17 protein-coding genes and 1 riboswitch are annotated in these 21,440 nt (G+C 65.8%); of the genes, 9 read left to right on the top strand and 8 right to left on the bottom strand.

From position 1 onward, the window contains the following. Window positions 1-55 precede the first annotated feature (55 nt). Both IWX78_RS12255 and IWX78_RS12250 read left to right on the top strand, forming a co-directional pair. On the top strand, window positions 56-661 hold the full coding sequence (locus tag IWX78_RS12255; RefSeq protein WP_196833825.1) for a GNAT family N-acetyltransferase: 606 nt from the start codon (window positions 56-58) through the stop codon (window positions 659-661). Further along, entirely contained in the window at window positions 658-1,389 is a 732-nt protein-coding gene (locus IWX78_RS12250; RefSeq protein WP_196833824.1) for an HAD family hydrolase, read from the top strand. Before IWX78_RS12255 ends, IWX78_RS12250 begins: the two co-directional genes overlap by 4 nt. Window positions 1,390-1,633: 244 nt before the next feature. Here the strand turns inward: IWX78_RS12250 and glpK are convergent, their stop codons facing one another. The 3 genes from glpK to IWX78_RS12235 all read right to left on the bottom strand — a co-directional run bounded on the left by glpK (window position 1,634) and on the right by IWX78_RS12235 (window position 5,848). Continuing rightward, the gene (gene glpK, locus IWX78_RS12245; protein ID WP_196833823.1) at window positions 1,634-3,148 is read right to left on the bottom strand and encodes a glycerol kinase GlpK; all 1,515 of its coding nucleotides are present in this window, start codon (window positions 3,146-3,148) and stop codon (window positions 1,634-1,636) included. A gap of 45 nt (window positions 3,149-3,193) precedes the next feature. Further along, window positions 3,194-3,964: an MIP/aquaporin family protein gene (locus IWX78_RS12240; protein WP_196833822.1), complete on the bottom strand. Its 771-nt coding sequence runs from the start codon at window positions 3,962-3,964 to the stop codon at window positions 3,194-3,196. Between the two features lie 144 nt (window positions 3,965-4,108). Next, complete coding sequence (locus tag IWX78_RS12235; RefSeq protein ID WP_196833821.1) at window positions 4,109-5,848, bottom strand: glycerol-3-phosphate dehydrogenase/oxidase; 1,740 nt, start codon at window positions 5,846-5,848, stop codon at window positions 4,109-4,111. Between the two features lie 138 nt (window positions 5,849-5,986). Between IWX78_RS12235 and IWX78_RS12230 the strand changes: the two genes are divergently transcribed. From IWX78_RS12230 to IWX78_RS12200, 7 genes are all read left to right on the top strand, one after another. Beyond that, entirely contained in the window at window positions 5,987-6,961 is a 975-nt protein-coding gene (locus IWX78_RS12230) for a sugar-binding transcriptional regulator (RefSeq protein ID WP_196833820.1), read from the top strand. A gap of 78 nt (window positions 6,962-7,039) precedes the next feature. Further along, window positions 7,040-7,201, top strand: a riboswitch (FMN riboswitch). A 94-nt stretch (window positions 7,202-7,295) separates the two neighbouring features. Beyond that, entirely contained in the window at window positions 7,296-8,357 is a 1,062-nt protein-coding gene (ribD, locus tag IWX78_RS12225; RefSeq protein WP_442929251.1) for a bifunctional diaminohydroxyphosphoribosylaminopyrimidine deaminase/5-amino-6-(5-phosphoribosylamino)uracil reductase RibD, read from the top strand. A 1-nt stretch (window position 8,358) separates the two neighbouring features. Continuing rightward, window positions 8,359-9,015, top strand: a complete 657-nt coding sequence (locus tag IWX78_RS12220) for a riboflavin synthase (protein ID WP_196833819.1) — start codon at window positions 8,359-8,361, stop codon at window positions 9,013-9,015. After that, the gene (ribA, locus tag IWX78_RS12215) at window positions 9,012-10,307 is read left to right on the top strand and encodes a GTP cyclohydrolase II (protein ID WP_196833818.1); all 1,296 of its coding nucleotides are present in this window, start codon (window positions 9,012-9,014) and stop codon (window positions 10,305-10,307) included. The genes IWX78_RS12220 and ribA overlap by 4 nt, the downstream gene beginning before the upstream one ends. After that, a complete protein-coding gene (gene ribH, locus IWX78_RS12210; protein WP_196833817.1) occupies window positions 10,304-10,774 on the top strand; it encodes a 6,7-dimethyl-8-ribityllumazine synthase in 471 nt (156 codons plus the stop codon). The genes ribA and ribH overlap by 4 nt, the downstream gene beginning before the upstream one ends. Window positions 10,775-10,926: 152 nt before the next feature. Beyond that, window positions 10,927-12,282 carry an MFS transporter gene (locus IWX78_RS12205; RefSeq protein WP_196833816.1) on the top strand — a complete coding sequence of 452 codons (1,356 nt, stop codon included), beginning with the start codon at window positions 10,927-10,929 and terminating at the stop codon, window positions 12,280-12,282. Between the two features lie 456 nt (window positions 12,283-12,738). Beyond that, window positions 12,739-13,620 (top strand): DUF559 domain-containing protein, encoded by an 882-nt coding sequence (locus IWX78_RS12200; RefSeq protein WP_196833815.1) that lies wholly within the window; start codon window positions 12,739-12,741, stop codon window positions 13,618-13,620. Window positions 13,621-13,903: 283 nt separating this feature from the next. Here IWX78_RS12200 and IWX78_RS12195 read toward each other — a convergent pair whose 3' ends face one another. The 5 genes from IWX78_RS12195 to IWX78_RS12175 form a co-directional block, all read right to left on the bottom strand. Then, window positions 13,904-16,948, bottom strand: a complete 3,045-nt coding sequence (locus tag IWX78_RS12195) for an alpha-mannosidase (protein ID WP_196833814.1) — start codon at window positions 16,946-16,948, stop codon at window positions 13,904-13,906. 32 nt (window positions 16,949-16,980) lie between these two features. Next, window positions 16,981-17,817: a carbohydrate ABC transporter permease gene (locus tag IWX78_RS12190; RefSeq protein ID WP_196833813.1), complete on the bottom strand. Its 837-nt coding sequence runs from the start codon at window positions 17,815-17,817 to the stop codon at window positions 16,981-16,983. A gap of 2 nt (window positions 17,818-17,819) precedes the next feature. Continuing rightward, window positions 17,820-18,755 (bottom strand): carbohydrate ABC transporter permease, encoded by a 936-nt coding sequence (locus IWX78_RS12185; protein WP_442929254.1) that lies wholly within the window; start codon window positions 18,753-18,755, stop codon window positions 17,820-17,822. Window positions 18,756-18,771: 16 nt separating this feature from the next. After that, on the bottom strand, window positions 18,772-20,127 hold the full coding sequence (locus IWX78_RS12180) for an extracellular solute-binding protein (protein ID WP_196833811.1): 1,356 nt from the start codon (window positions 20,125-20,127) through the stop codon (window positions 18,772-18,774). Window positions 20,128-20,198: 71 nt separating this feature from the next. Beyond that, window positions 20,199-21,386, bottom strand: coding sequence for a glycoside hydrolase family 76 protein (locus tag IWX78_RS12175; RefSeq protein ID WP_334684715.1), 1,188 nt, complete (start codon window positions 21,384-21,386; stop codon window positions 20,199-20,201). Window positions 21,387-21,440 lie beyond the last annotated feature (54 nt).

Raw genomic sequence — 21,440 nt, 5'->3', positions numbered from 1 at the left:
CAGCGACAGCACCACGTCTGGCAGTGCCTGAGAAAGCCGACGGTAGTCTGGGGGCATGGATGTTGTGCCTCTTGAAACCGACCGACTGATCCTCGACGCGCCGACCGACAGCGACATCCCCTACATCTACGCGTACTGCCAGGACGAACTGATCCAGCACTACACCACGGTGCCTCAGCCGTACCGACTGGCCGACGCCGAAGGGTTTCTGACGAAGGTCGTGAGACCGGGCTGGGAGTCGGGCACGGAACTCACCTGGGCGCTTCGTCGTCAGAACGAGCCGACCATCCTTGGCGTCCTTTCGCTGCGCGACTGGAACGAGACGCAGGCGATGGTCGGGTTCTGGCTCGGCGCACCCTGGCGCGGCAACGGCTATATGCCCGAAGCGGTCGCCGCAGTCACCGACTGGTTCTTCACCGGGCAGTGGACGGTGAACGACGGCATTCCCAACCGGACGATCCTGTGGGAGGCCATGGTCGGCAACTCGGGGTCGGCGCTCGTGGCTCAACGCGTCGGTTTCCGCTACACCGGGACCGGCCGGAGCGAGATCGGCCGGTTCGGCGAGTTCCCGGAGAGCCATCGCGCCGAGCTGTCGGCATCCGACCGGCCCGGGCCGGCGACCGGCTGGCCGTCCGAAGCGCTGACGGTGTCGGCACGGTGACGGGGCTCGCTCTCTTCGACCTCGACGACACCCTGCTCGACCACCGGGGTGCCGTCTCGCGTGGCATCCTCGACCACGTCGACGGGCTCCCTGAACTGCGCGTCGCCGACCGCGAGGCTTCGGTCGCCCTCTGGCACGAGCTCGAGGACCGTCACTACCACCGCTATCTCTCCGGCGAGGTGAGCTTCGCCGTGCAGCGCCGCCGGCGCGCGCAGGATTTCGCGGCAGCCCATGGGCTCACCCTCGCCGACATCGAAGCCGACGCCTGGTTCGACAGTTACTTCGAGAGCTACCGCGACTCGTGGCAGCTGTTCGATGACGCCCTCCCCTGCCTGGATCGCCTCGCCGCCGCTGGCTGGCGACTCGGGATCATCACCAATGGCGAGCAGGACTACCAGCGTGTGAAGCTCGAGCGTACCGGCCTCCTCGACCGTTTCGAGCACGTGGTCGCCTCTGGTGCCGTTGGAGTCGCCAAGCCAGACCCCCGCATCTTCGCCCACGCCTGCGAGCTCTTCGACGTCGCCCCCGGCGACGCCTTCTACGTGGGTGACCGGCTGCTGACGGACGCCGTCGGTGCGGTATCCGCCGGCCTCGAGGGGGTCTGGCTCAACCGGTTCGGCGACGACGTCGTGGTCGGGGCGGTCGGGCACGGGGCATCGGATGCCGACCCGATCGCCCTCGCGCGCGACGCCGGAGTTCGGACGATCGCGACCCTCGCCGAGCTGTAGCCGGGTGGTGTCGGCATCCGCCGCAGCCCTGCTGCATCTTCGTGCCCATGCCGCACTTTCAGGAGCACGCTCCCGCCCGGTGCTGCACCTTTGTGTCGATGCTGCAGTTGCAACTGCAGCATCGACACACTAGTGCAGCACGGATGCGGCAGGCACAGCGGGGCGGCGCACAACGACCGCGACGCGAACCCACACGACAACGGGCCCGCCCTCCGAAGAGAACAGGCCCGTCGCCAGGGTGAGACTACTGAACGTCTTCGTCGACCCAGTCGAACGACTTAGTGACGGCTTTCTTCCACAACCGCATCTGGCGGTCGCGGTCTTCGTCGCTCATCGACGGCTCCCAGCGCTTGTCTTCCTGCCAGTTGCCGCGCAGGTCGTCGAGGTTGGCCCAGAAGCCGACAGCGAGTCCGGCAGCGTATGCCGCGCCGAGCGCCGTGGTCTCCGCAACGACCGGTCGCACGACCGGCACGTTGAGGATGTCGGCCTGGAACTGCATGAGGGCGTCGTTGGCCACCATGCCGCCGTCGACCTTGAGCTCGGTCAGGTCGACACCGGAGTCAGCATTGACAGCGTCGATCACCTCGCGGGTCTGGAACGCCGTCGCTTCGAGAGCGGCACGGGCGATGTGCCCCTTGTTCACGAACCGGGTGAGCCCGACCATGACGCCGCGGGCCTCGGGGCGCCAGTACGGAGCGAAGAGTCCCGAGAACGCCGGGACGATGTAGACCCCGCCGTTGTCGTCGACCGTGGTCGCGAGCTTCTCGACCTCCGGGGCCGAATTGATGATGCCGAGGTTGTCACGCAGCCACTGGATGAGCGAGCCGGTCACGGCGATCGATCCCTCGAGCGCGTAGTGCGGCTTCGCGTCGCCCAGCTTGTAGCCGAGGGTCGTGAGCAGTCCGTTCTTGGAGTGAACGATCTCTTCACCGGTGTTGAAGATGAGGAAGTTGCCGGTTCCGTAGGTGTTCTTCGACTCACCGGTGTCGAACGCCGCCTGGCCGAACGTGGCGGCCTGCTGGTCACCGAGGATGCCGGCGATCGGGGTTTCACGCAGGAGGCTCGAGGTGTGCGCGTGGCCGTAGACCTCGCTGGAGGACTTGATCTCAGGAAGCATCGACTTCGGAACGTCGAATGCGGCGAGGATGTCGTCGTCCCACTGCAGGGTCTCGAGATCCATGAACAACGTGCGGCTGGCGTTGGTCACGTCGGTGACGTGCACGCCTCCGTCCGTTCCACCGGTGAGGTTCCACAGCACCCAGCTGTCTGTGGTTCCGAACAGCAGGTCGCCCGCTTCGGCCTTCTCGCGTGCACCATCGACGTTCTCGAGGATCCAGACGATCTTGGTTCCCGAGAAGTAGGTGGCGAGGGGGAGGCCGACCTTCGGCTTGAAGCGTTCGACGCCGCCGTCGGCCGCGAGCCGGTCGACGATCGACTGAGTGCGGGTGTCCTGCCAGACGATGGCGTTGTAGACGGCCTTGCCCGTTGTCTTGTCCCACACGACAGCGGTTTCACGCTGGTTGGTGATCCCGATCGCGGCGATGTCGTGCCTGGTCAGGTTGGCCTTGGAGAGCGCCTGCCCGATGACCTCACGCGTGTTGTTCCAGATCTCTGCCGGATCGTGTTCGACCCAGCCCGCCTTGGGGAAGATCTGTTCGTGTTCCAGCTGGCCGGTCGAGATGATCGATCCGGACTTGTCGAAGATGATGGCCCGGGAACTGGTCGTTCCCTGGTCGATTGCGAGGACGTAATCCGCCATGATGTGTAACTCCTTTGTTGGTCGGAACGGAAGGTCTGGGACGGGTCAGCCGGCGATCGGCAGCAGGACGCCGGCGAGGAGACCGGCGAGAGCACCACCGATGAGCGGGCCGACGACGGGAACCCAGGAGTAGCTCCAGTCGCTCGAGCCTTTGCCCTTGATCGGGAGCAGTGCGTGAGCGATGCGGGGGCCGAGGTCACGTGCCGGGTTGATGGCGTATCCGGTCGGCCCACCGAGTGAGGCACCGATCGCCACAACGAGGAAGGCGACCGGAAGTGCACCGAGGGCCGCGAGACCGGCTGGCGAGTTCGTGTCTGCGTCGCCGACACGGCCGAACCCGAGCACCACGAAGACGAGCACGAAGGTGCCGATGATCTCGGTGATGAGGTTCCAGCCGTAGCTGCGGATCGCTGGGCCGGTTGAGAAGACGGCGAGCTTGGCGCCGGCGTCATCGGAGGCGTCGAAGTGCTGCTTGTATGCGAGGAACACGAAGATCGCGCCGATGATCGCACCGAGCATCTGAGCCACGATGTAGAGGAGCGCCGAGAGGAAACCGACGGCGACCCCTGGGACGAAGTTCTCCGCGCCGCTGGTGATGATGCCGAGAGTCACCGCCGGGTTGAGGTGCGCGCCTGACGAGTATGAAACCGTCACACCGGCGAAGACCGCGAGGCCCCATCCGAAGTTGATCAGCAGCCAGCCGCCATTGAAACCCTTCGTCTTCGCCAACACCACGTTGGCGACGACACCGCCACCGAGAAGGAACAGCATTGCGGTGCCGACCGTCTCCGAGAGAAAAATCGTTGCTAAGTCCATGTCTTCTTTGACCTTCCTAATTATTCTTCACGGCGGAAACGACTGGCCCCGCCGGGTTTCGTTCGGCCCCCACCTGAAACGTATCGACCTTTCTCAGAGGTAAACAAGAGGGTCCGGTGAGAATGCGTGCAGTTATTGCCCAGTTCACTCCCTGTTTCGGCCCGCAGCACCCATGGCGGGCTGTTCGAGCTGCACGCCGTGCACGGTGGAGAGAATGTGGGCGGTCGTCGCCACCTCGTCCGCGGCGCGTTCGGCCGACCAGCCGAGTGCATCGGAGAGGATGCCGGCGAGCTCGTCGAGGAGTGCGCTCGACGCTCCCCCGGTGAACGCGATGCTCGTCCGGCGCTGGAGCAGGTCGAGCAGGTGCACGACGTTCTCGGTGCGCACGATCCGCACGATCTCCTGCGCACTGTAGTCCGGCGCGTTCCGGAGCCGGGTATCGCCGGCCTCCGCGAGCTCCTCGATGATCCCCGTCGCACGCGTTCCGTAACGCTCGAGCAGCTGCAGCGCCCTGGCCATGCCCACCTCACGGGAGTTGTCGGTCAGCCACACCTGGAGTGCGGCATCCGTCGACGGGTACCCGGCGCCTCCACCGATCGGAAGTCCGACGGTGGGCACCGTGCGCGGGAGGCCCAGGAGTTCGAGTGCTTCGGTCGAGAGGTGCTCGGCGAGCGCCCTGAACGTCGTCCATTTGCCGCCGACCAGGCTGAGCATGGTGCCTGACCCGAGCGGGGTGGGCACGATGCGGTAGTCACGCGACACGAAACCGGGTTCCAGGTCGCCGTGCCCCGGCAGGGGGCGGATGCCGCTGAAGCGGTAGACGATGTCGGCGCGGTCGACCTGCACGGTGGGGAACACGTGCTTGACCAGGTCGAAGAAGTAGTCGACCTCGTCTTCGGTGCAGATCGCCGGCTCGGCCGGGTCGGCGTCGATGTCTGTTGTGCCGACCATGACCTTGCCCTTGAGCGGGTAGATCAGCACGATCCGGCCGTCCTCGTGCTCGAAGAAGATCTCGCGGCCGCCGGTCGCGGCGAGGAGGTCGGCGTTGTCGAGAACGATGTGCGATCCCTTGGTCCCACCCATGAGTGCGCTCGACTGCCCGAGCGCGCTGTTGGTGAGGTCGGTCCACGGCCCTGACGCATTGATCACCACGTCGGCAGCGAAGGCGAACTCCTCACCGGTCTCACGGTCGTGCAGCCGGACGCCGCCGTCGTCGAAGCCGACCGCCTCGACGTAGTTCGCCGCACGGGCGTGCGGGCCGGCGTCGAGTCCGTCACGGAGCACGTCGAGGGCGAGCCGCTCAGGGTCGTGGACGGAGGCGTCGAAGTAGGTGGCCGTGTACTTGAGGTCGCTGTTGAGCTGCGGCAGGGCGGCGAGCGCCTTCTTGCGACCGAAGAAGCGGTGACGGGGAACCGAACCGCCGTCTCGCGAGAAGGAGTCGTAGAGCACGAGTCCGACCTTGATGAGAAGGGCGCCGCGCTCCTGCGGCTTGCCGGACTTGTGGGTCAGGAAACGGAGCGGGGCAGACACAATGCCTGAGAAGGTGGAGAAGATCGGAACGGTGGTCTCGAGCGGCTTCACGTAGTGCGGCGCGATCTTGAGCAGGCCGTTGCGCTCGGTGACGGACTCCTTGACCAGCCGGAACTCACCGTTCTCGAGATAGCGGATGCCGCCGTGGATCATGTGGCTCGAAGCAGCCGAAGCACCCGAGCAGTAGTCGCCGCGCTCCACGAGTGCCACGTCGACACCCTGCAACGCCAGGTCGCGGAAGACGGCGAGCCCGTTGATGCCGCCGCCGATGACGAGGACTCGGGCGCTGGGATTGCTCGTGAGGTTCTCGACGGCTGCCCGACGGTTTCCTGACTGCGGTGCGTTCTGCTGCATTGCCCGTGCTCCTGACTGGCGACGCCTGCTGCGGGACCTGGTCCCGGCATCCGTTCGCCTGATGTTCTCGTGTTCTTCGATCCTTGGGGTATATTCACCAACGTGCAAACCCGATGCACAAACGTGCAAGGAGTCGCGATGAACCCGTCCAAAGCCGCACAGATCAGCCCGAAGACCCGGGACGCCCTCACGGCAGCCCAGCTCTACTACCTGCAGGATCTGACGATGGATGCCATCGCGCACGAACTGCACACATCGCGTTCCTCGGTCTCGCGGCTCCTCGGCCACGCCCGCGAAACCGGTCTGGTGGAGATCCAGGTGCGCTCCCCACTCGACATGCCACGCCAGCTCGAGGGCGACATCCGCGCCGCGTTCGGAGTGACCGCTCATGTGGTTCCTGTGCCGGACCACACGAGCGATGTCGAGAGACTCGACCGGGTCGCCCTGTCTGCTGCACGAATTCTCGGAGGGTTCTTCGACTCGAACATGTCGATGGGCGTCGCGTGGGGCTCGACGATGAGCGCACTCTCCCGCCACCTCCTGTCGAAGGCCACCCACAACTCGACCATCGTGCAGCTCAACGGCGCAGCAAACCCGCGCACAACGGGCATCCTCTATGCGAGCGAGATCCTGCAGCGATTCGGCTCCGCGTTCAGCGCTACGGTGCAGCAGTTTCCGGTACCTGCGGTCTTCGACGACCCAGCGACGAAAGCGGCGCTGTGGCGAGAGCGCAGCATCAGTCGTGTGGTCGAGATGCAGAAGACCCTCGACGTCATCGTGTTCGGGCTGGGGTCGCCGTTCGCCGGCGTGCCGAGCCACGTGTACATCGGCGGTTACCTCGACGACGATGACTTCGCGCAGCTGCGCTCGACCGGAGCCGTCGGCGACATCGCCACCGTGTTCTATCGCGAAGACGGATCGACCGATGAGATCCCTCTCAACGAGCGGTCGAGCGGTCCTGGCCTCGACGTCCTGCGCGGGATCGCCCGCCGGGCGTGCGTCGTGTCCGGTGAGAGCAAGCTGCAAAGTCTTCGCGGGGCACTCGCCGCCGGGCTGGTCACCGACCTCATCGTCGATTCGGGTACGGCCCGCAAGATCCTCGCCGCATCCTGACGCACCACCTGGCCTGCACGTCACAAATCGCCGGAATACTGCACGCCTCGACGCGTTGAGCCTACGATAGAGATCACGAAACGTGCTCCGGGGTCGGTGAGAGTCCGAACCGGCGGTAACAGTCCGCGAGTCGTGTGCAGCAATGCCCACGATTGAACCGGTGTAATTCCGGTACCGACGGTTATGGGTTGCATGGCGAAAAGCCAGGCAGCTCGAGTCCGGATGGGAGGCAGCACGCGTGTGACAGCATTCTCGGATGCCTGTCGCGCGGTCGTCGACGGTGCACGCGCCGCCGCGATACCCCGGAGCTCGTTCCACGACGAGAAGAGATCCGATGGGTGCGAGCGAGACGAACGAGGCACGGGCAGTCGCCCTGCATGCCGACGTGATCGTCGACGCCATGCGCCGCGGTCTCGAGCTGGCCCGCCGGGGCCCAGCCAGAGGCGTCAACCCGCAGGTCGGTTGCGTGATCCTCGCAGCAGACGGCACCGTGCTCGCCGAGGGCTGGCACCGTGGAGCCGGAACCGCGCACGCCGAGACCGATGCCCTGTCGCAGCTCGGGCCAGGCGCTGCGGCCGGGTCGACGGCGGTCGTCACGCTGGAACCGTGCAACCACACCGGCAGGACCGGGCCGTGCGCCCAGGCACTTCTCGACGCTGGTGTCTCGCGGGTGGTCTACTCCGTCGACGATCCCGGCCAGCGTTCCCGAGGAGGTGCCGACCGGCTTCGCTCCGCCGGGGTAGACGTTTCCTCCGGCGTGCTCCGCTCCGAGGGTGAGGCGCTCCTCGGCGACTGGCTCACAACCGCCAGACTCGGCCGCCCGATCGTGACGGCGAAGTGGGCGCAGAGCCTCGACGGCCGGGCGGCCGCAGCCGACGGAACCAGCCAGTGGGTGACCGGCCCTGACGCCCGGGCCGACGTCCACGCCAGGCGGGCTGCTGCGGATGCCATCGGGGTCGGAACCGGAACGCTCCTGAGCGACGACCCCTCGCTCACCGCCCGCACGTCATCCGGAGAGCTGTACCCGACCCAACCGGTTCCGGTCGTGTTCGGCCACCGTGAGATTCCAGATTCCGCTGCTGTCCGGCACCACCCGCATGCCCTCGTGCACCTCCCTGGCGACGACCTGGCGGCCGACCTTGTCGGCCTCCACGCCCTGGGCATCCGCTCGCTGTTCCTCGAGGGCGGGCCGGCCCTGATCAGCTCGTTCCTCACCGCCGGTCTCGTGGACGAATACCTCGTCTACATCGCGCCCGTGCTGCTCGGCGGCCCGCACACCGCTCTCACCGACATCGGCGTCGGCTCGATCTCCGACGCGCGGCGGCTCACCGTCGACGACGTCCACACCCTGGGTGACGATCTGCTGATCGTCGCCCACCCGAAAGGACACGCCTGACATGTTCACAGGAATCATCGAAGAGATCGGCGAGATCACGCGCGTCGACCGCGCAGCGGACGCCGCCAGGATCACCGTTCGCGGACCTCTCGCCGTCACCGGGGCCCGTCATGGCGATTCGATCTCGGTCTCGGGCGTGTGCCTCACGGTGGTGGATCAGACCGCCGACTCCTTCACGGTCGACGTCATGGCGCAGACCCTGGCGATGTCGACGCTCGACGACGTCGCCCCCGGTCGTCGGGTGAATCTCGAACGCGCAGCCGAGGTCGGCGACCGCCTCGGCGGACACATCGTCCAGGGCCACATCGACGGGACCGCCGAGATCCTCGCTCTCTCCGACGGCAGCGCCTGGCGGGTCGTGCGTTTCAGCCTCGCACCCGCCCTCGCCGCCCTCGTGACAGACAAGGGCTCGATCGCAGTCGACGGGATCTCACTCACGGTCAGCGCCGTCTCGCCAGCAGACGAGCCACAACAGTGGTTCGACGTGTCCCTCATCCCCGAAACCCTCGCGGCGACGACCCTCGGCCAGAAGACCGTCGGCGACCGCGTCAACATCGAAACCGACATCCTGGCCAGGCACGTCGAACGGATGTTCGCGGTACGGTCAGCGCAGGACCGGACGCCGGCGGCATCCGGTGCAGGAAGGAGCGACTCATGAGCCTCGCCACGATTCCCGAGGCGCTCGATGCGCTGCGACAGGGTAAACCGGTGCTCGTCGCCGACGATGAAGGTCGCGAAAACGAAGGCGACGTCATCCTGTCGGCCGAACTCGCCACACGCGACTGGATCGCCTGGACCGTGCGCAACACCAGCGGGTACATCTGCGCGCCGATGACGAACGAAATCGCCGACCGGCTCGAACTGCCCATCATGGTGAGCGACAGCCAGGATCTGCGTCACACCGCCTATACGATCACCGTCGACGCCGCCGATCGCATCACGACCGGTATCAGTGCGGCCGATCGCGCGCACACCCTGCGGACGCTCGGAGCGGCAGGGGCCGTGCCGTCCCAGCTCATCCGCCCGGGCCACATCGTTCCCCTCCGCGCGGTCGACGGGGGCGTCCGGCAGCGCCCCGGTCACACCGAAGCAGCCGTCGACCTCATGAAACTGGCCGGGCTGAACCCGGTCGGGGCGATCTGCGAGGTCGTGGACGACAGCGGTGACATGATGCGGTTGCCGGGGCTTATCTCCCTGGGTGAGCGCGACGGCCTCCCCGTGATCACCATCGCGGCGCTCATCGCGTACATCAACGAACACCCCGAAGCGTCGAAGGCCTGTTCAGGGAAGCGCGGGACCGTCGACGACATCGCGCAGTCCTCCCCCGTCGTATTCGAAGTGGAGACGAACATTCCCACGACGCACGGCACGTTCACCGTGCGCGCGTACCGCGACCGCAACACCGGTGCTGACCACGTCGCCATCATCGCCGGAGACATCCACGGGTCGGATGCCGTCGTCCGCGTCCACTCGGAATGCCTCACCGGTGAGGCATTCGGCTCGCTCAAGTGCGAATGCGGGCCGCAACTCAACGCCGCGCTCGTCGCCGTGCAACGCCACGGCGGCGTCGTGATCTACCTCCGCGGACACGAGGGACGGGGCATCGGCCTGATCAACAAGCTCCGGGCGTACCGGTTGCAGGACGAGGGCCTCGACACCCTCGACGCCAACCTGGCGCTCGGCCTCCCCGCCGACGCACGCAACTACCTCGCGGCGACCGGTATCCTGCAGGATCTCGGGCTCACCAGCATCCGCCTGCTCACGAACAACCTGGAAAAGGTCCGCCAGCTCGAGGAGTACGGCGTGAGCGTGCGCGAACGCGTGCCCCTCGTCGTCGGCGTCGGGGCGTTCAACGAGTCGTACCTCGAAACCAAACGTGACCGGATGGGTCACGAGTTCACCGCAACAGCAATTACGGCCGCAGGCCAGGAAAGCAGGGCTACATCATGAGCGGTCAGGGTTCACCGAACATTCGCGTCGACGGCACCGGCCTCGACATCGTCGTCATCGCCGGAACCTGGCATGACGAGATCACGAACGGGCTGATCGCCGGGGCCACCAGCGCACTGAACGAATCGGGGGCATCCCACCGGCTCGTGCGCGTGCCAGGCAGCTTCGAGCTCCCGGTTGCGGCGAAGGCGGCCCTCGAAGCCGGCGCAGACGCCGTCGTCGCACTCGGCGTCATCATCCGCGGTGGCACGCCCCACTTCGAGTACGTGTCGGATGCCGCGACCTCCGGCCTCACGCACGTCACGATCCAAACCGGCAAACCGGTGGGTTTCGGGGTACTGACACTCGACGACGAACAGCAGGGACTCGACCGTGCAGGGCTCCCCGGATCAAAGGAAGACAAGGGACGCGAAGCCGCTGAAGCAGCCGTGGCGACCGCTGTGGTGCTGAGGGACCTGCGCGGCTGATCCGCGCCGTTTTTCGCTGAGCTGTGAATCCGGCGTAAGGTGTGTTGGTCCGTCACAAGCGGGCACACACATTTTTCTCGCCTTCGGGGTGGCAGACGCGACCGGCCAGCGGCCTCCGACGGTGTTCTCGGTTTGTTCATCCAGAAAGCGCCATGTCACTCTCAGCCACCACCACCCCCACGGTCCCGGCCAACCCGAAGTCACGGGTCATTCTCGCCTCCCTCATCGGGACGACCATCGAGTTCTATGACTTCTACGTCTACGCGACGGCGGCCGTGCTGGTCTTCCCCTACCTCTTCTTCCCCACCGGGGACCCGACAACGGCGCTGCTGTCGTCGTTCGCCATCTTCGGCGCGGCCATGGTTGCCCGCCCGCTCGGCGCCGTCTTCTTCGGCCACCTCGGCGACAAGGTGGGTCGCAAGACGACCCTCGTCGCCGCGCTGCTCACGATGGGTATCGCCACATTCCTCATCGGCCTGCTCCCCACCTATCTCGTCATCGGCTGGTTCGCGCCGCTGCTGCTCGTGATCCTCCGCCTCGCGCAGGGCTTTGCGCTCGGCGGCGAGTGGAGCGGTGCCGCTCTAGTCGCCACCGAGAACGCACCAGAGGGCAAGCGCGCCTGGTACGGAACCTTCCCCCAGCTCGGTGCCCCCATCGGCTTCATCATCGCCAACGGCCTGTTCCTTCTCATCGCGTTCCTGCTGCCGTCCGACGACCCGTCGCGTCCCTCCGACGCGTTCCTCGACTGGGGCTGGCGCATCCCGTTCCTGTTCTCGGCCGTAATGGTCATCGTCGGCCTCTGGGTGCGCCTCAGGCTTGTCGAGAGTGAGACGTTCACCAACACGGTGAAGGCCGGCAAGGTCGTCAAGCTCCCGCTCAAGCTCGTGTTCAAGAGCAACTGGCGCGAACTCATCCTCGGCACCTTCTTCATGCTCGCCACCTACGTGCTGTTCTACCTGATGACGACCTTCTCTCTGAGCTATGGTCGCGCGCCGATCGAGCCCGAAGACGGCGCCCAGCCGGGACTCGGCTACAGCTACAGCACCTTCGTGCTGATGCTCATCGCCGGTGTCGTGTTCTTCGGAATCTTCACGCTGCTCTCGGGCCCGTGGGCTGACAAGTTCGGTCGTCGCAAGACACTCATCATCGTCACCTCGGGCATCATCGTGTTCGGTCTGCTCTGGGTGCCACTGCTCGGCGCAGGCTTCATCGGTGTGATGGCCTGGCTCATCATCGGATTCAGCCTCATGGGCATGACGTTCGGCCCGATGGGTGCGCTGCTGCCTGAGCTGTTCCCGACCAACGTGCGCTACACCGGTTCGGGTATCTCGTACAACGTGTCGTCGATCCTCGGTGCCGCAGTCGCCCCGTTCATCGCGGTCTGGCTCTGGGCGATGGCTGACGGAAGCCCCGTCCTCGTCGGTGTCTACCTCGCGTCGATGGGCCTCATCACGCTCATCGCGCTGATCATCGGTAAAGAAACCAAGGATGTCGACATCAACCGCTAGGTTCTGTCGCTCCCACTGAACGGATGCCGTCCTGCTTTCGCGCGGGACGGCATCCGTTTTCTGCGGGCGCCGTCATCCGTTTTCTGCGCGGCGCCGTCATCCGTTTTCTGCGCGGCGCCGTCATCCGTTTTCTGCGCGGGCCGTCCCGGCGCGCTCCGCGTCGATCCCTGCTTGCCTCCTGCCTCCTTCCTCCTTCCTCCTTCCTCCTTCCGACGACTCCAAATTCAGGAGGAGACTCCAAATTCAGGAGAAGATTCCAAATTCAGGAGAAGACTCCAAATTCAGGAGATTCTCGCGACACGCCGCAGCCCGGGCGGGCCGGGACGGCGTGTCGCGGCAGATCTCCTGAATGTGGAGGTCTTGTCGCCTCCCTCCACAGGAACGGTATCCGCCACCTGCTCTCCCCCGTTCGCGCCTCGGGACCCGAGGAAGAGCGGGCAGCGCCATCGTGTGTGGATGGTCGATCCACAAGAAGCGGTCCGCAGGCTGGGCGGCGTCGCACAGAAGCAGAGAGTCCTGGCGTTCGGCGTACCGGCATCCGCCCTCTCCACGGCCGTCGGGCGCGGAACGCTGTTCCGTCCGATGCAGGGTTGGTATGCGCTGCCCACCGTAGACCCGGACGTGATCCGGGCGGTGAGGCTGGGCGGATGCCTCGGCTGCGTCAGCGCGGCCGGTCACCACGGGCTGGCGACGCCACCCGGCGACCCCCTGCACGTCTGGGTGCCCCCGGGTGCCTCGCGACTGAGGACACCGGCAGACAAGCATCGCCGGTTCGCGCCCGCGGTCGACCGCACGGCCACCTTGCACTGGAACCGTCTCGACGGCGTTTCCCGACACACGCTCGTGTTGAGCCTCCACCTCGCGCTGCGCCAGATCGCCGGCTGCATGCCCCTCGACTATGCGGTCGCCATCTTCGATTCCGCGCTGTACCGCAAGAAGATCACCACCGCGACGCTGGCCGCGCTCATCGCGACCTGGCCGGAACGCTTCCACCCGCTGGCCGATCTTGTCGATGCGCGTGCCGAGAGCTTCCCGGAAAGCATCTTCCGGGTGCGATTGCGGCTGGCCGGGTTGGCGTGCCGAATCCAGGTCGGGGCGCTGAGCGCATTCCGGTTGGATGTCGTCATCGGCGACCGCCTGCCCGTCGAGATCAATGGCATCCAGTTTCACGGCGACGACCGTTTCGAGGCTGATCACGCTCGTGGCGCCACTCTGAGTGGCGTCGGGTTCATCATCCTGCGATTCAGCTACCGCCAGATCCTGTTCGACTGGCCGACCGTCGCCGCGACGATCTTTGCTGCCGTCGAGCGTGGCGACCACCTGTCGCACAGCCGATAGCGACAGCGCATCCGACCCGCTCGCTCGCGTGCGTTGTCGTCACCGCTCCAAATTCAGGAGAAACTCGCGACACGCCGACCTGCGAGCGCTCTCATGCGGCGTGTCGGCAGAATCTCCTGAATTTGTAGCCACTTGCTGACTGTGACGCCCTGCCCATGCTCGGTTCAGCCTCATCAGCAGCCTCAAAGTCAGCAGCCGCAGAGCCAGGAGCCGCAGAGCCAGGAGCCTCGGGTCAGGACCCTCAGAACCGGCCTGAAGGGACGCCGACGAGCCTCCGCACGTGTCAGGCCAACGCCACCCGCAGCGTCACGATCTGGAACGGCCGCAGCCGCAGCTCAGCCGTCGCCCCGTCGACCGCCGCCAGCGCCGGCGGGTCGGCGAGTTCACGCTCGAGCAGATCGGTTTCGACAATCCGGTCGACCCCGGCATCCACGATGACCCGCCCCGAAGCCCGCGCCCCGCGCGCCTCGTACAGGCGCACGACGAGATCCCCTGAACGGTCCTCGGCGAGCTTGACCGATTCGATCACGATCGACGGCGTCGAGCTGACGACGAGCGGCTCGACAGCGGCCGCACCCTCGACGATGCGCAGAGGCAGGTTGAGACGGTAACCCTCGTCGGCGGCGTCAAGAATGTCCTCCCCGATCTTCACCGACGTGCGCAGAACGTGCCTGCCCTGATCCGCCGTGGGATCGGGAAACACGGGCGCCCGCAGCAGCGACTGCCTGACCAGGGTGAATGTTCCGCCGTTCGGGTCGGCCTTGCGGGTGATGTCGTGACCGTAGGTGGAATCGTTCGCGACCGTCACCCCGAAGCCGGGCTCCCCGACGTGTACCCAGCGGTGGGCGCAGGTCTCGAAGCGCGCGGCATCCCACGACGTGTTCGAATGCGTCGGGCGGTGGATGTGGCCGAACTGGATTTCGGATGCCGCCCGGTCGGCGTGCACGTCCAGCGGGAACGCAAGCTTGAGCAGCTTCTGCCGTTCGTGCCAGTCGACGGTTGACACGATGTCGACCGCTGACGCGTTCCCCTGCAATGACAGGACCTGCTCGATCGTCGATGTACCGAACCGCCGAACGACCCGCACGGCCGCCCGGTCGCCCGCCGATTCGACAAGCTCCACGGACTCGACGTCGACGAGGTCGGTCCCCGAGCGCTGGTAGTGGTCGTCGAGATCCCAGGCATCCCACTGTGTCGGGGTGTCGCGGAACAGTTGCAGCAGGTTGCCTGGCTGCCCGGCCGGAACCGCCTCACGGCCGGTCACCTCGGACAGCAGCGAGGTGATGAGACCCCGAGCATCGATCGTGACACTGATCACGCCGTTCCGCAGCACGAAGCCGCCGTCCGTGGCATCCGCGGTGACGGAACCACCCGACACGACCGGCCCGGCCGCGAGCGGCGGCACTCCGGAGACGGCGAACGGCGACGCGTTGAAGCCGACCGGCTCCCCCGCATCGGACGGATCGTTCAGAGCTCCGATGGCGTCCGCGATGAGCGCCTCGAGTTCCCCGGCCAGGGCGGCATAGCTGGCCTCCGCCTGCTGGTGGACCCAGGCGATCGAGCTGCCGGGCAGGATGTCGTGGAACTGCAGCAACAGCACGGTCTGCCACGCCTCCGCCAGGCGCTCGTGCGGGTATCCCGCGCCGGCACGCACCGCAGCCGTCGCCGCCCACAGTTCAGCCTCTCGGAGCAGGTGCTCGCTCCTGCGGTTCCCCGCCTTCGTCTTGGCCTGCGACGTGTAGGTGCCACGATGGAACTCCAGGTAGAGCTCCCCCGACCACACCGGCGGATTCGGATAATCGCTTTCGGCCTCCTCGAAGAAGGCGAGCGGCGACGCGAGCTCGACCGTCGGCGAGCCTTCGAGTGATTGCAGTCGACCCGCGGCTGCCAGCATCTCGCGGGTCGGGCCGCCTCCGCCGTTTCCGTAGCCGAACGGCACCAGAGACAAGTTGGATGATCCTTTTTCAGAGTACTGACGCTCGGCCCTCGCGAGTTCAGCACCCGAGAGCACCGAGTTGTAGGTGTCGACGGGTGGGAAGTGGGTGAACACCCGCGACCCGTCGATGCCCTCCCACGAGAACGTGTGGTGCGGCATGAGGTTCGTCTCGTTCCAGCTGGTCTTCTGGGTGAGGAAATACCGCGACCCGGCCGCCGTCACGATCTGCGGAAGCGCTCCGGTGTAGCCGAATGAGTCGGGCAGCCACACCTCGAGTGGCTCGATCCCGAATTCCCGCATGAAGAAGGTCTTGCCGGCGAGCAGCTGCCGCGCGAGCGCCTCACCGCCTGGCATGTTGGTGTCGGATTCGACCCACATGCCGCCGACCGGAACGAACCGTCCTTCGAGCGCTCGGACGCGGATCCGTTCGAACACGTCGGGGTAGTGCTCCTTCATCCAGGCATACTGCTGCGCTGACGAGCAGGCGAAGACGAAGTCGGGATCCTGGTCCATCAGATCGAGCACGTTGGAGAAGGTGCGCGCACACTTGCGGATGGTCTCTCGGAGCGGCCACAGCCAGGCCGAGTCGATGTGCGCGTGGCCGACGGCGATCACCCGGTGGGCGCTCGCATACGCCGGCTGCGCGAGAACGGTTGCGAGGAGCGCGCGGCCCTGCGCCGCTGTCGCGCTGATGTGGTCGGGGTCCATGCCGTCGACGACGTTCTCCAGCGCCCGCAGGATTTCGGCGTGTCGCGGAAGGGCGGGGCTCAGCTCGTCGACGAGGCCAGTGAGCGTCCACAGGTCACGGTCGAGTTCCCACACGGCCCGGTCGAGCAGACCGACGTCGATGCGGCGGAGCCGATAGATCGGCTCCGTGCCCGCCGTCGCCTGGTCACCGACCGGCGTCGGACGGTAGTTCCAGTCGCTCCCGACATCCGGGTTGGATGCCGCCTCGATGAAGAGATCGATCGTCTCGCCCGGCCCAGCAGTGAGCGGCACATAGTGGTTGAACGGCTCGATGGCCTTGAGAATCCGACCGTCGGGGTTGAAGACGAGTCCTTCGGCCTGGAATCCGGGCTGACCGGAGAGAAAACCGAGGTCGACCACCAGTTCGACCCGGCCGTCGAAGCCGTCGTCAATCAGGTCGGCCCAGGCAGCGGGGACCGTGCCGGTGACGTGGAACCATGTCGTTCCCCACGGTTTTCCCCAGGTCTGCCCGGTCGAGAACGCCTCGAAGTCCTGACCGACAGCATCCGTGAACGGTACCGGTTCGTCGGGGACCTCCCACGCCCGCACCTCGAGCGCGACGGTGTCGCGGTAGAGGGCGGGGCGCACGCGCTCCTCGATGAATCGTTCGATCCGGGCACGGACCAGGGTGGAATTGTGGTGCATGGGTGCTCCTAGGTTGCAGCGGTTGCGGAAAATCAGCCTTTGACGGCGCCGGCGAGGGCCGACGAACCGCCGAGGAGGCGCGAGACGAGCACATACAGGCCGATCACCGGCACGGAGTAGAGCAGAGAGAAAGCGGCAAGCTGCCCGTATGCGACCGTGCCGTACTGCCCGAAGAACGAGAAGATGCTCACAGCAGCCGGCTGCTTGTCTGGCGACAGCAGCAGAACGAACGGCACGAAGAAGTTCCCCCATGCCCCGATGAACACGAAGATGAACACCACGGCGATGCCAGGCCGCATCAGCGGTACGACGATCCGGGTGAGCGTCGACATCATCGACGCACCGTCCATCCAGGCTGCCTCCTCGAGGCTGATCGGAACGCCGTCCATGAAGTTCTTCGTCATGTAGATCGCCATCGGCAGGCTCGTCGCGGCGAGGAACAGGATGGTTCCCGCTGTCGAATCGATGAGGTTGAATGCCACGAACAGGCTGTAAACGGGCACCATCATCGCGGTGATCGGCAGGCAGGTGCCGAACAGCACGCCGTAGAGGAACGGTTTGTTGATCCGCATTCGATATCGCGACAACGGGTATGCGGCGAGAACGGCGACGACCACGGTGATGATCGCGCATCCGGCAGACAGCACCAGTGAGTTCAGCAGCGGAATGAACGCAGTCTCCGGCGTCATCACGTCGACGAAGTTCTGTAGCGAGAACCGGTCGGGCAGGGCGATGGAGAGGGTGGCCGTTGTGTCGACGGATGCCAGCACCAGCCAGACCAGCGGAAGGGCGAATGCGATCGTGATGAGCACGAGCACGCCGTTCGAGACGACACGCAGGCTGCGCCTGCTCGGTGAGGTCAGTCCCATGATCAGTCCACCTCCGGTTTGAGGGCCCGGATATAGGCGAGCGAGAACGCCGCGCCGACGAGCAGCAGGATCGTGGCGATCGCCGTGCCGAAGCCGAGCTCACCGAACTTGAAGGCTTCCTGGTAGGCGAGGATCGGGAGGGTGGAACTGTCGGTGCCTGGCCCTCCACCGGTCATCACGAAGATGAGGGTGAACACCGACAGCGTTTGCAGCGTCGTGAGCATGAGGTTCGTCGAAATGCTCCTCCGAATCATCGGCAGCGTGATGAAGGCAAGCCTTTGCCAGCCGCGGGCTCCGTCGACCTCGGCCGATTCGGTGATCTCCGTCGGCACGTCCTGCAGCGCCGCCGAGTAGACGAGCATGGAGAAGGCTGTTCCGCGCCAGATGTTCGCGAGGATGACCGAGATCATCGGAAAGCTGTAGAGCCAGTTCGGCCCGTCGATCCCGATGCCGCCGAGCATGCTGTTGAGCGTTCCGGTGTCGTTGAAGAACGCGTACGCGGCGAAGGACGCGACGATTTCGGGCAGCACCCACGCGGTGACCACGAAGGTTCCGACCATGCCACGCACCAGTCGGTTCGACGAGCGCATCAGGATGGCGAGGCCCAGGCCGAGGATGTTCTGCCCGATGATCGCCGATGCGATCAGGAAGACGAGGGTCAGGATGACCGATTTGGGGAAGTCGGGGTCGGCGAACAACTCGAGGTAGTTGTCGAAGCCGACGAACGTGGGGTTCTGCGCTGCGGCGCCGGAGAGGGAGGCGTCGGTCAGGGATCCGTAGAACGAGCTGATCACCGGACCGAGCAGAAAGATCGTGAGGAGGACGATGGCTGGCAGCAGGGGGATGCTCCGGATCACCGAACGACGCGCGGTTCTCCTGGGCCGGCCCGGACGGGGATCGCTGCCCCGCCCGGGTCGTTCCGTCTGCCGCGCCGGAATGAGCGTGGCCACGGTACTACTCGGAACTCGTCGTGTCGTCTTCGCCCACGATCCCGACGACCGCCTTGTCATAGGTCGCGGCGGCATCCGCCGGGCTCTGCTGGCCGGTCATCACCGCTTCCATTGCCACGGTGATCTCGTTGGAGATCTTGCCGTAGTCACTCGTGGCCGGGCGGAAGTTCGTCACCTCGACGATCTCGGAGAAGAACCCGAATGTCGGGTTGGCTTCCTGGTACTCCGGATCTTCTGAGACATCGCTGCGCACGGCGATCTGGCTGGCAGCCACATCGTACGCCTGCGAGTTGTCCTTGTTGAGTGCCATGGCGATGAAGTCCCATGCGGCGTCCTTGTTGGTGGATCCGGATCCCATCGCGAGAGTCCACCCGCCCGACATGCTCGTCGCGCCCGGCTCCTGACCGTTCTGTGTGGGCATCGGAGCCTGTCCGAGTACGTCGTTCCATTCGGGCCAGGGTGACGTTCCGCTTTCGAGCCAGGTGCCGCTCTGCCAGGAACCGTCGAGGCTGATGGCGAGCTTGCCCTGGGGGAACCACTCGTTCGAGACGATCGTGCCGACGTTCTTGTCGAGAGCCTGCTCCGGTGTTGGGCCGAGACCGCCCTGGTACAGATCCTCGATGAAGGTGAGTGCGTCCTCGAAGCCTTGCGAGCCCGTCACCCACTTCTTTTCCTCGGTGTCGTAGAGGGTGTCATCGGTGCCGTACAGCAGCATCTCGAAGCCCTGCATGGCTGCGGCTTCACCCTGCGCCTTGCCCGAATAGACGTTGAGCGGAATCACATCCGGCAGTTCCGACTTGATCGTCTCGGCGGCGTCGAGCACCTCGGCCCAGGTCTTCGGCTCCCACGGCACGGGGAGCCCGGCCTGCCCGAACAGATCCTTGTTGTACCACAGGGCACGAGTGTCCGTTCCCATCGGGATGCCATACGTCTTGCCGTCGCTTCCCACCCCGGCCTCTTTCGCATTGTCATAGAACATGTCCCAGTCCGACCACTCGGCCGTATATTCGTCGAGGGGCGCGAGGAATCCCGCATCCGCGTCCGATTGCACCATGAACGTGTCCTCGTACATGACATCCGGTGCGGTCGCCGCCGACTGGTTCATCAGCGCGAGCTTGGTGAAGTAGTCGTTCTGCTGGGCCTCGATCGGCACGAGTTCGACGGTGAGTCCGTCGTTCTCTGCTTCGAATGCCTCCTTGACGTCCTTCATGTGGTCGTCGAGCTGGGTGAAGTTCCCGAACTTCTGGTACGCCACCTTGATGGTCGTGCTCTCGCCAGCGGCGTCACCCGCCGAGCAACCGGTGAGAGCGAGAGCAGCGACTGTGCTGACCGCGGCGATCGTGAACAATGATTTCTTCATCGGTTCTCCTGTGATGGGCCGCCGCACCGGCGTCGATGCCGGTGAACGGGGTCGTGCCGAATGGATAAGGATCAGTAGAGGTGGCGGTACTGGCTCGGGGCCCAGCCGAGCACGGCGTAGATCTGGACCATCGCGGCCTGATCGAGCAGCTGTGTCGTCTCACCGTCGAACGAGAACAGGCCGGTCCCCGCGTCCCGCTGCGTGGTCCACACGTGGTCGCCGTACTCCTTCATCGCCTGGCGGGCGCTTGACCCGCCGGTCACGGACTCGAGCAGCAGCAGGTTCTTGAAGTAGATCGAGTTGAAGAACGCGGGTTGCGCCTCCAGCCGACCGTCGAACGCGTAGAACACGGATGCCGCGTCGGCGATCCGGGTCGCCTCGTCAAGGTAGCGCTGGTCGCCTGTCACCTCGTAAAGGAGCGTGTTCACGCCGATCGGCACACCCTGGTTGTATGACCAGACCGTCGTTTCGAGTGTTCCGTCGAGGCCCATGTGGTCCCAGTACAGACCGTCGGGGCGCTGCAGGTGGTCGTTGGTCCACTCGTACATCCGGAGAGCCCAGTCCAGATACTCCTGCTCACCGGTGATCTGGTGCAGACGCAGCCCGAGTTGAGCGGCCGGCATGGTCGACACCGTGTTGCGGTCGGTGCTCCACGGCGCCTGAGTCCAGAACACTCCGCCGGGGTTCGTGTGGCTTTCATCCGTGTCCCAGCCGGAGACGGTGAGATCCCAGATCTGTTCGGCGCGGTCGAGAGCCGCATCGTCGCCGTCAGTGAGGTACCGCTGAACGTCGAGCAGGCCGACCCAGAGATTATCGTCGTAGAAGTAGTCACCGCCCTCGCCGTACTCGCCTACCGGGTATGACGCGTACCCGGGGAGGCCGGTCGTTCCACCGTCGGCATCCCAGTAGTGCTCCTGTGCTGCCGCAGCGACGGCCAGGTCGTCATCGTAGGAGCGGCCGATGGCACCGGGGAGGTTGGCGAGGTCGGCGATGGCGATGTGCGCCTGCGAGAACGGCCACTCGTACGAGTACGGGTTGTCCCCCGCTTCCTGAGGGAACTGCTCGTGGTAGAGACCAGAGCCGTCGTCGGTGGCGAGGTACGTCTCCATCGCCGTGAGGGAGGCGGCGGCGCGGTGTGCGGTGTTCTGCTCCCCGTGTCCGGCGTGACCGCCGGACTTCGCTGTCGCCGGAGCGAGCGGGCTGACGATGATGAGCACGGTGGCGGCGACAGCGACCGTTGCTGGGCGCGAGATTTTCACGGATTCTCCTTTGATTCCGAACGCGCCCCGACCCGACGTCGATGTCGGCGGTCG

Origin of the sequence: Mycetocola sp. CAN_C7 (genome assembly GCF_015752285.1) — a bacterium.
GTDB lineage: Bacteria > Actinomycetota > Actinomycetes > Actinomycetales > Microbacteriaceae > Mycetocola_A.
This window is presented reverse-complemented; position numbering and strand designations above follow the sequence as displayed.

Excerpts from the sequence above, each read along its gene's own strand:
- IWX78_RS12195 (WP_196833814.1), bottom strand. The coding sequence starts at position 16,948 with ATGCACCACAATTCCACCCTGGTCCGTGCCCGGATCGAACGATTCATC.
- IWX78_RS12235 (WP_196833821.1), bottom strand. The coding sequence starts at position 5,848 with ATGCAGCAGAACGCACCGCAGTCAGGAAACCGTCGGGCAGCCGTCGAG.
- IWX78_RS12205 (WP_196833816.1), top strand. The coding sequence starts at position 10,927 with ATGTCACTCTCAGCCACCACCACCCCCACGGTCCCGGCCAACCCGAAG.
- ribD (WP_442929251.1), top strand. The coding sequence starts at position 7,296 with ATGGGTGCGAGCGAGACGAACGAGGCACGGGCAGTCGCCCTGCATGCC.
- IWX78_RS12220 (WP_196833819.1), top strand. The coding sequence starts at position 8,359 with ATGTTCACAGGAATCATCGAAGAGATCGGCGAGATCACGCGCGTCGAC.
- ribH (WP_196833817.1), top strand. The coding sequence starts at position 10,304 with ATGAGCGGTCAGGGTTCACCGAACATTCGCGTCGACGGCACCGGCCTC.
- glpK (WP_196833823.1), bottom strand. The coding sequence starts at position 3,148 with ATGGCGGATTACGTCCTCGCAATCGACCAGGGAACGACCAGTTCCCGG.
- IWX78_RS12200 (WP_196833815.1), top strand. The coding sequence starts at position 12,739 with ATGGTCGATCCACAAGAAGCGGTCCGCAGGCTGGGCGGCGTCGCACAG.
- IWX78_RS12240 (WP_196833822.1), bottom strand. The coding sequence starts at position 3,964 with ATGGACTTAGCAACGATTTTTCTCTCGGAGACGGTCGGCACCGCAATG.
- IWX78_RS12180 (WP_196833811.1), bottom strand. The coding sequence starts at position 20,127 with ATGAAGAAATCATTGTTCACGATCGCCGCGGTCAGCACAGTCGCTGCT.
- IWX78_RS12190 (WP_196833813.1), bottom strand. The coding sequence starts at position 17,817 with ATGGGACTGACCTCACCGAGCAGGCGCAGCCTGCGTGTCGTCTCGAAC.
- ribA (WP_196833818.1), top strand. The coding sequence starts at position 9,012 with ATGAGCCTCGCCACGATTCCCGAGGCGCTCGATGCGCTGCGACAGGGT.
- IWX78_RS12230 (WP_196833820.1), top strand. The coding sequence starts at position 5,987 with ATGAACCCGTCCAAAGCCGCACAGATCAGCCCGAAGACCCGGGACGCC.
- IWX78_RS12255 (WP_196833825.1), top strand. The coding sequence starts at position 56 with ATGGATGTTGTGCCTCTTGAAACCGACCGACTGATCCTCGACGCGCCG.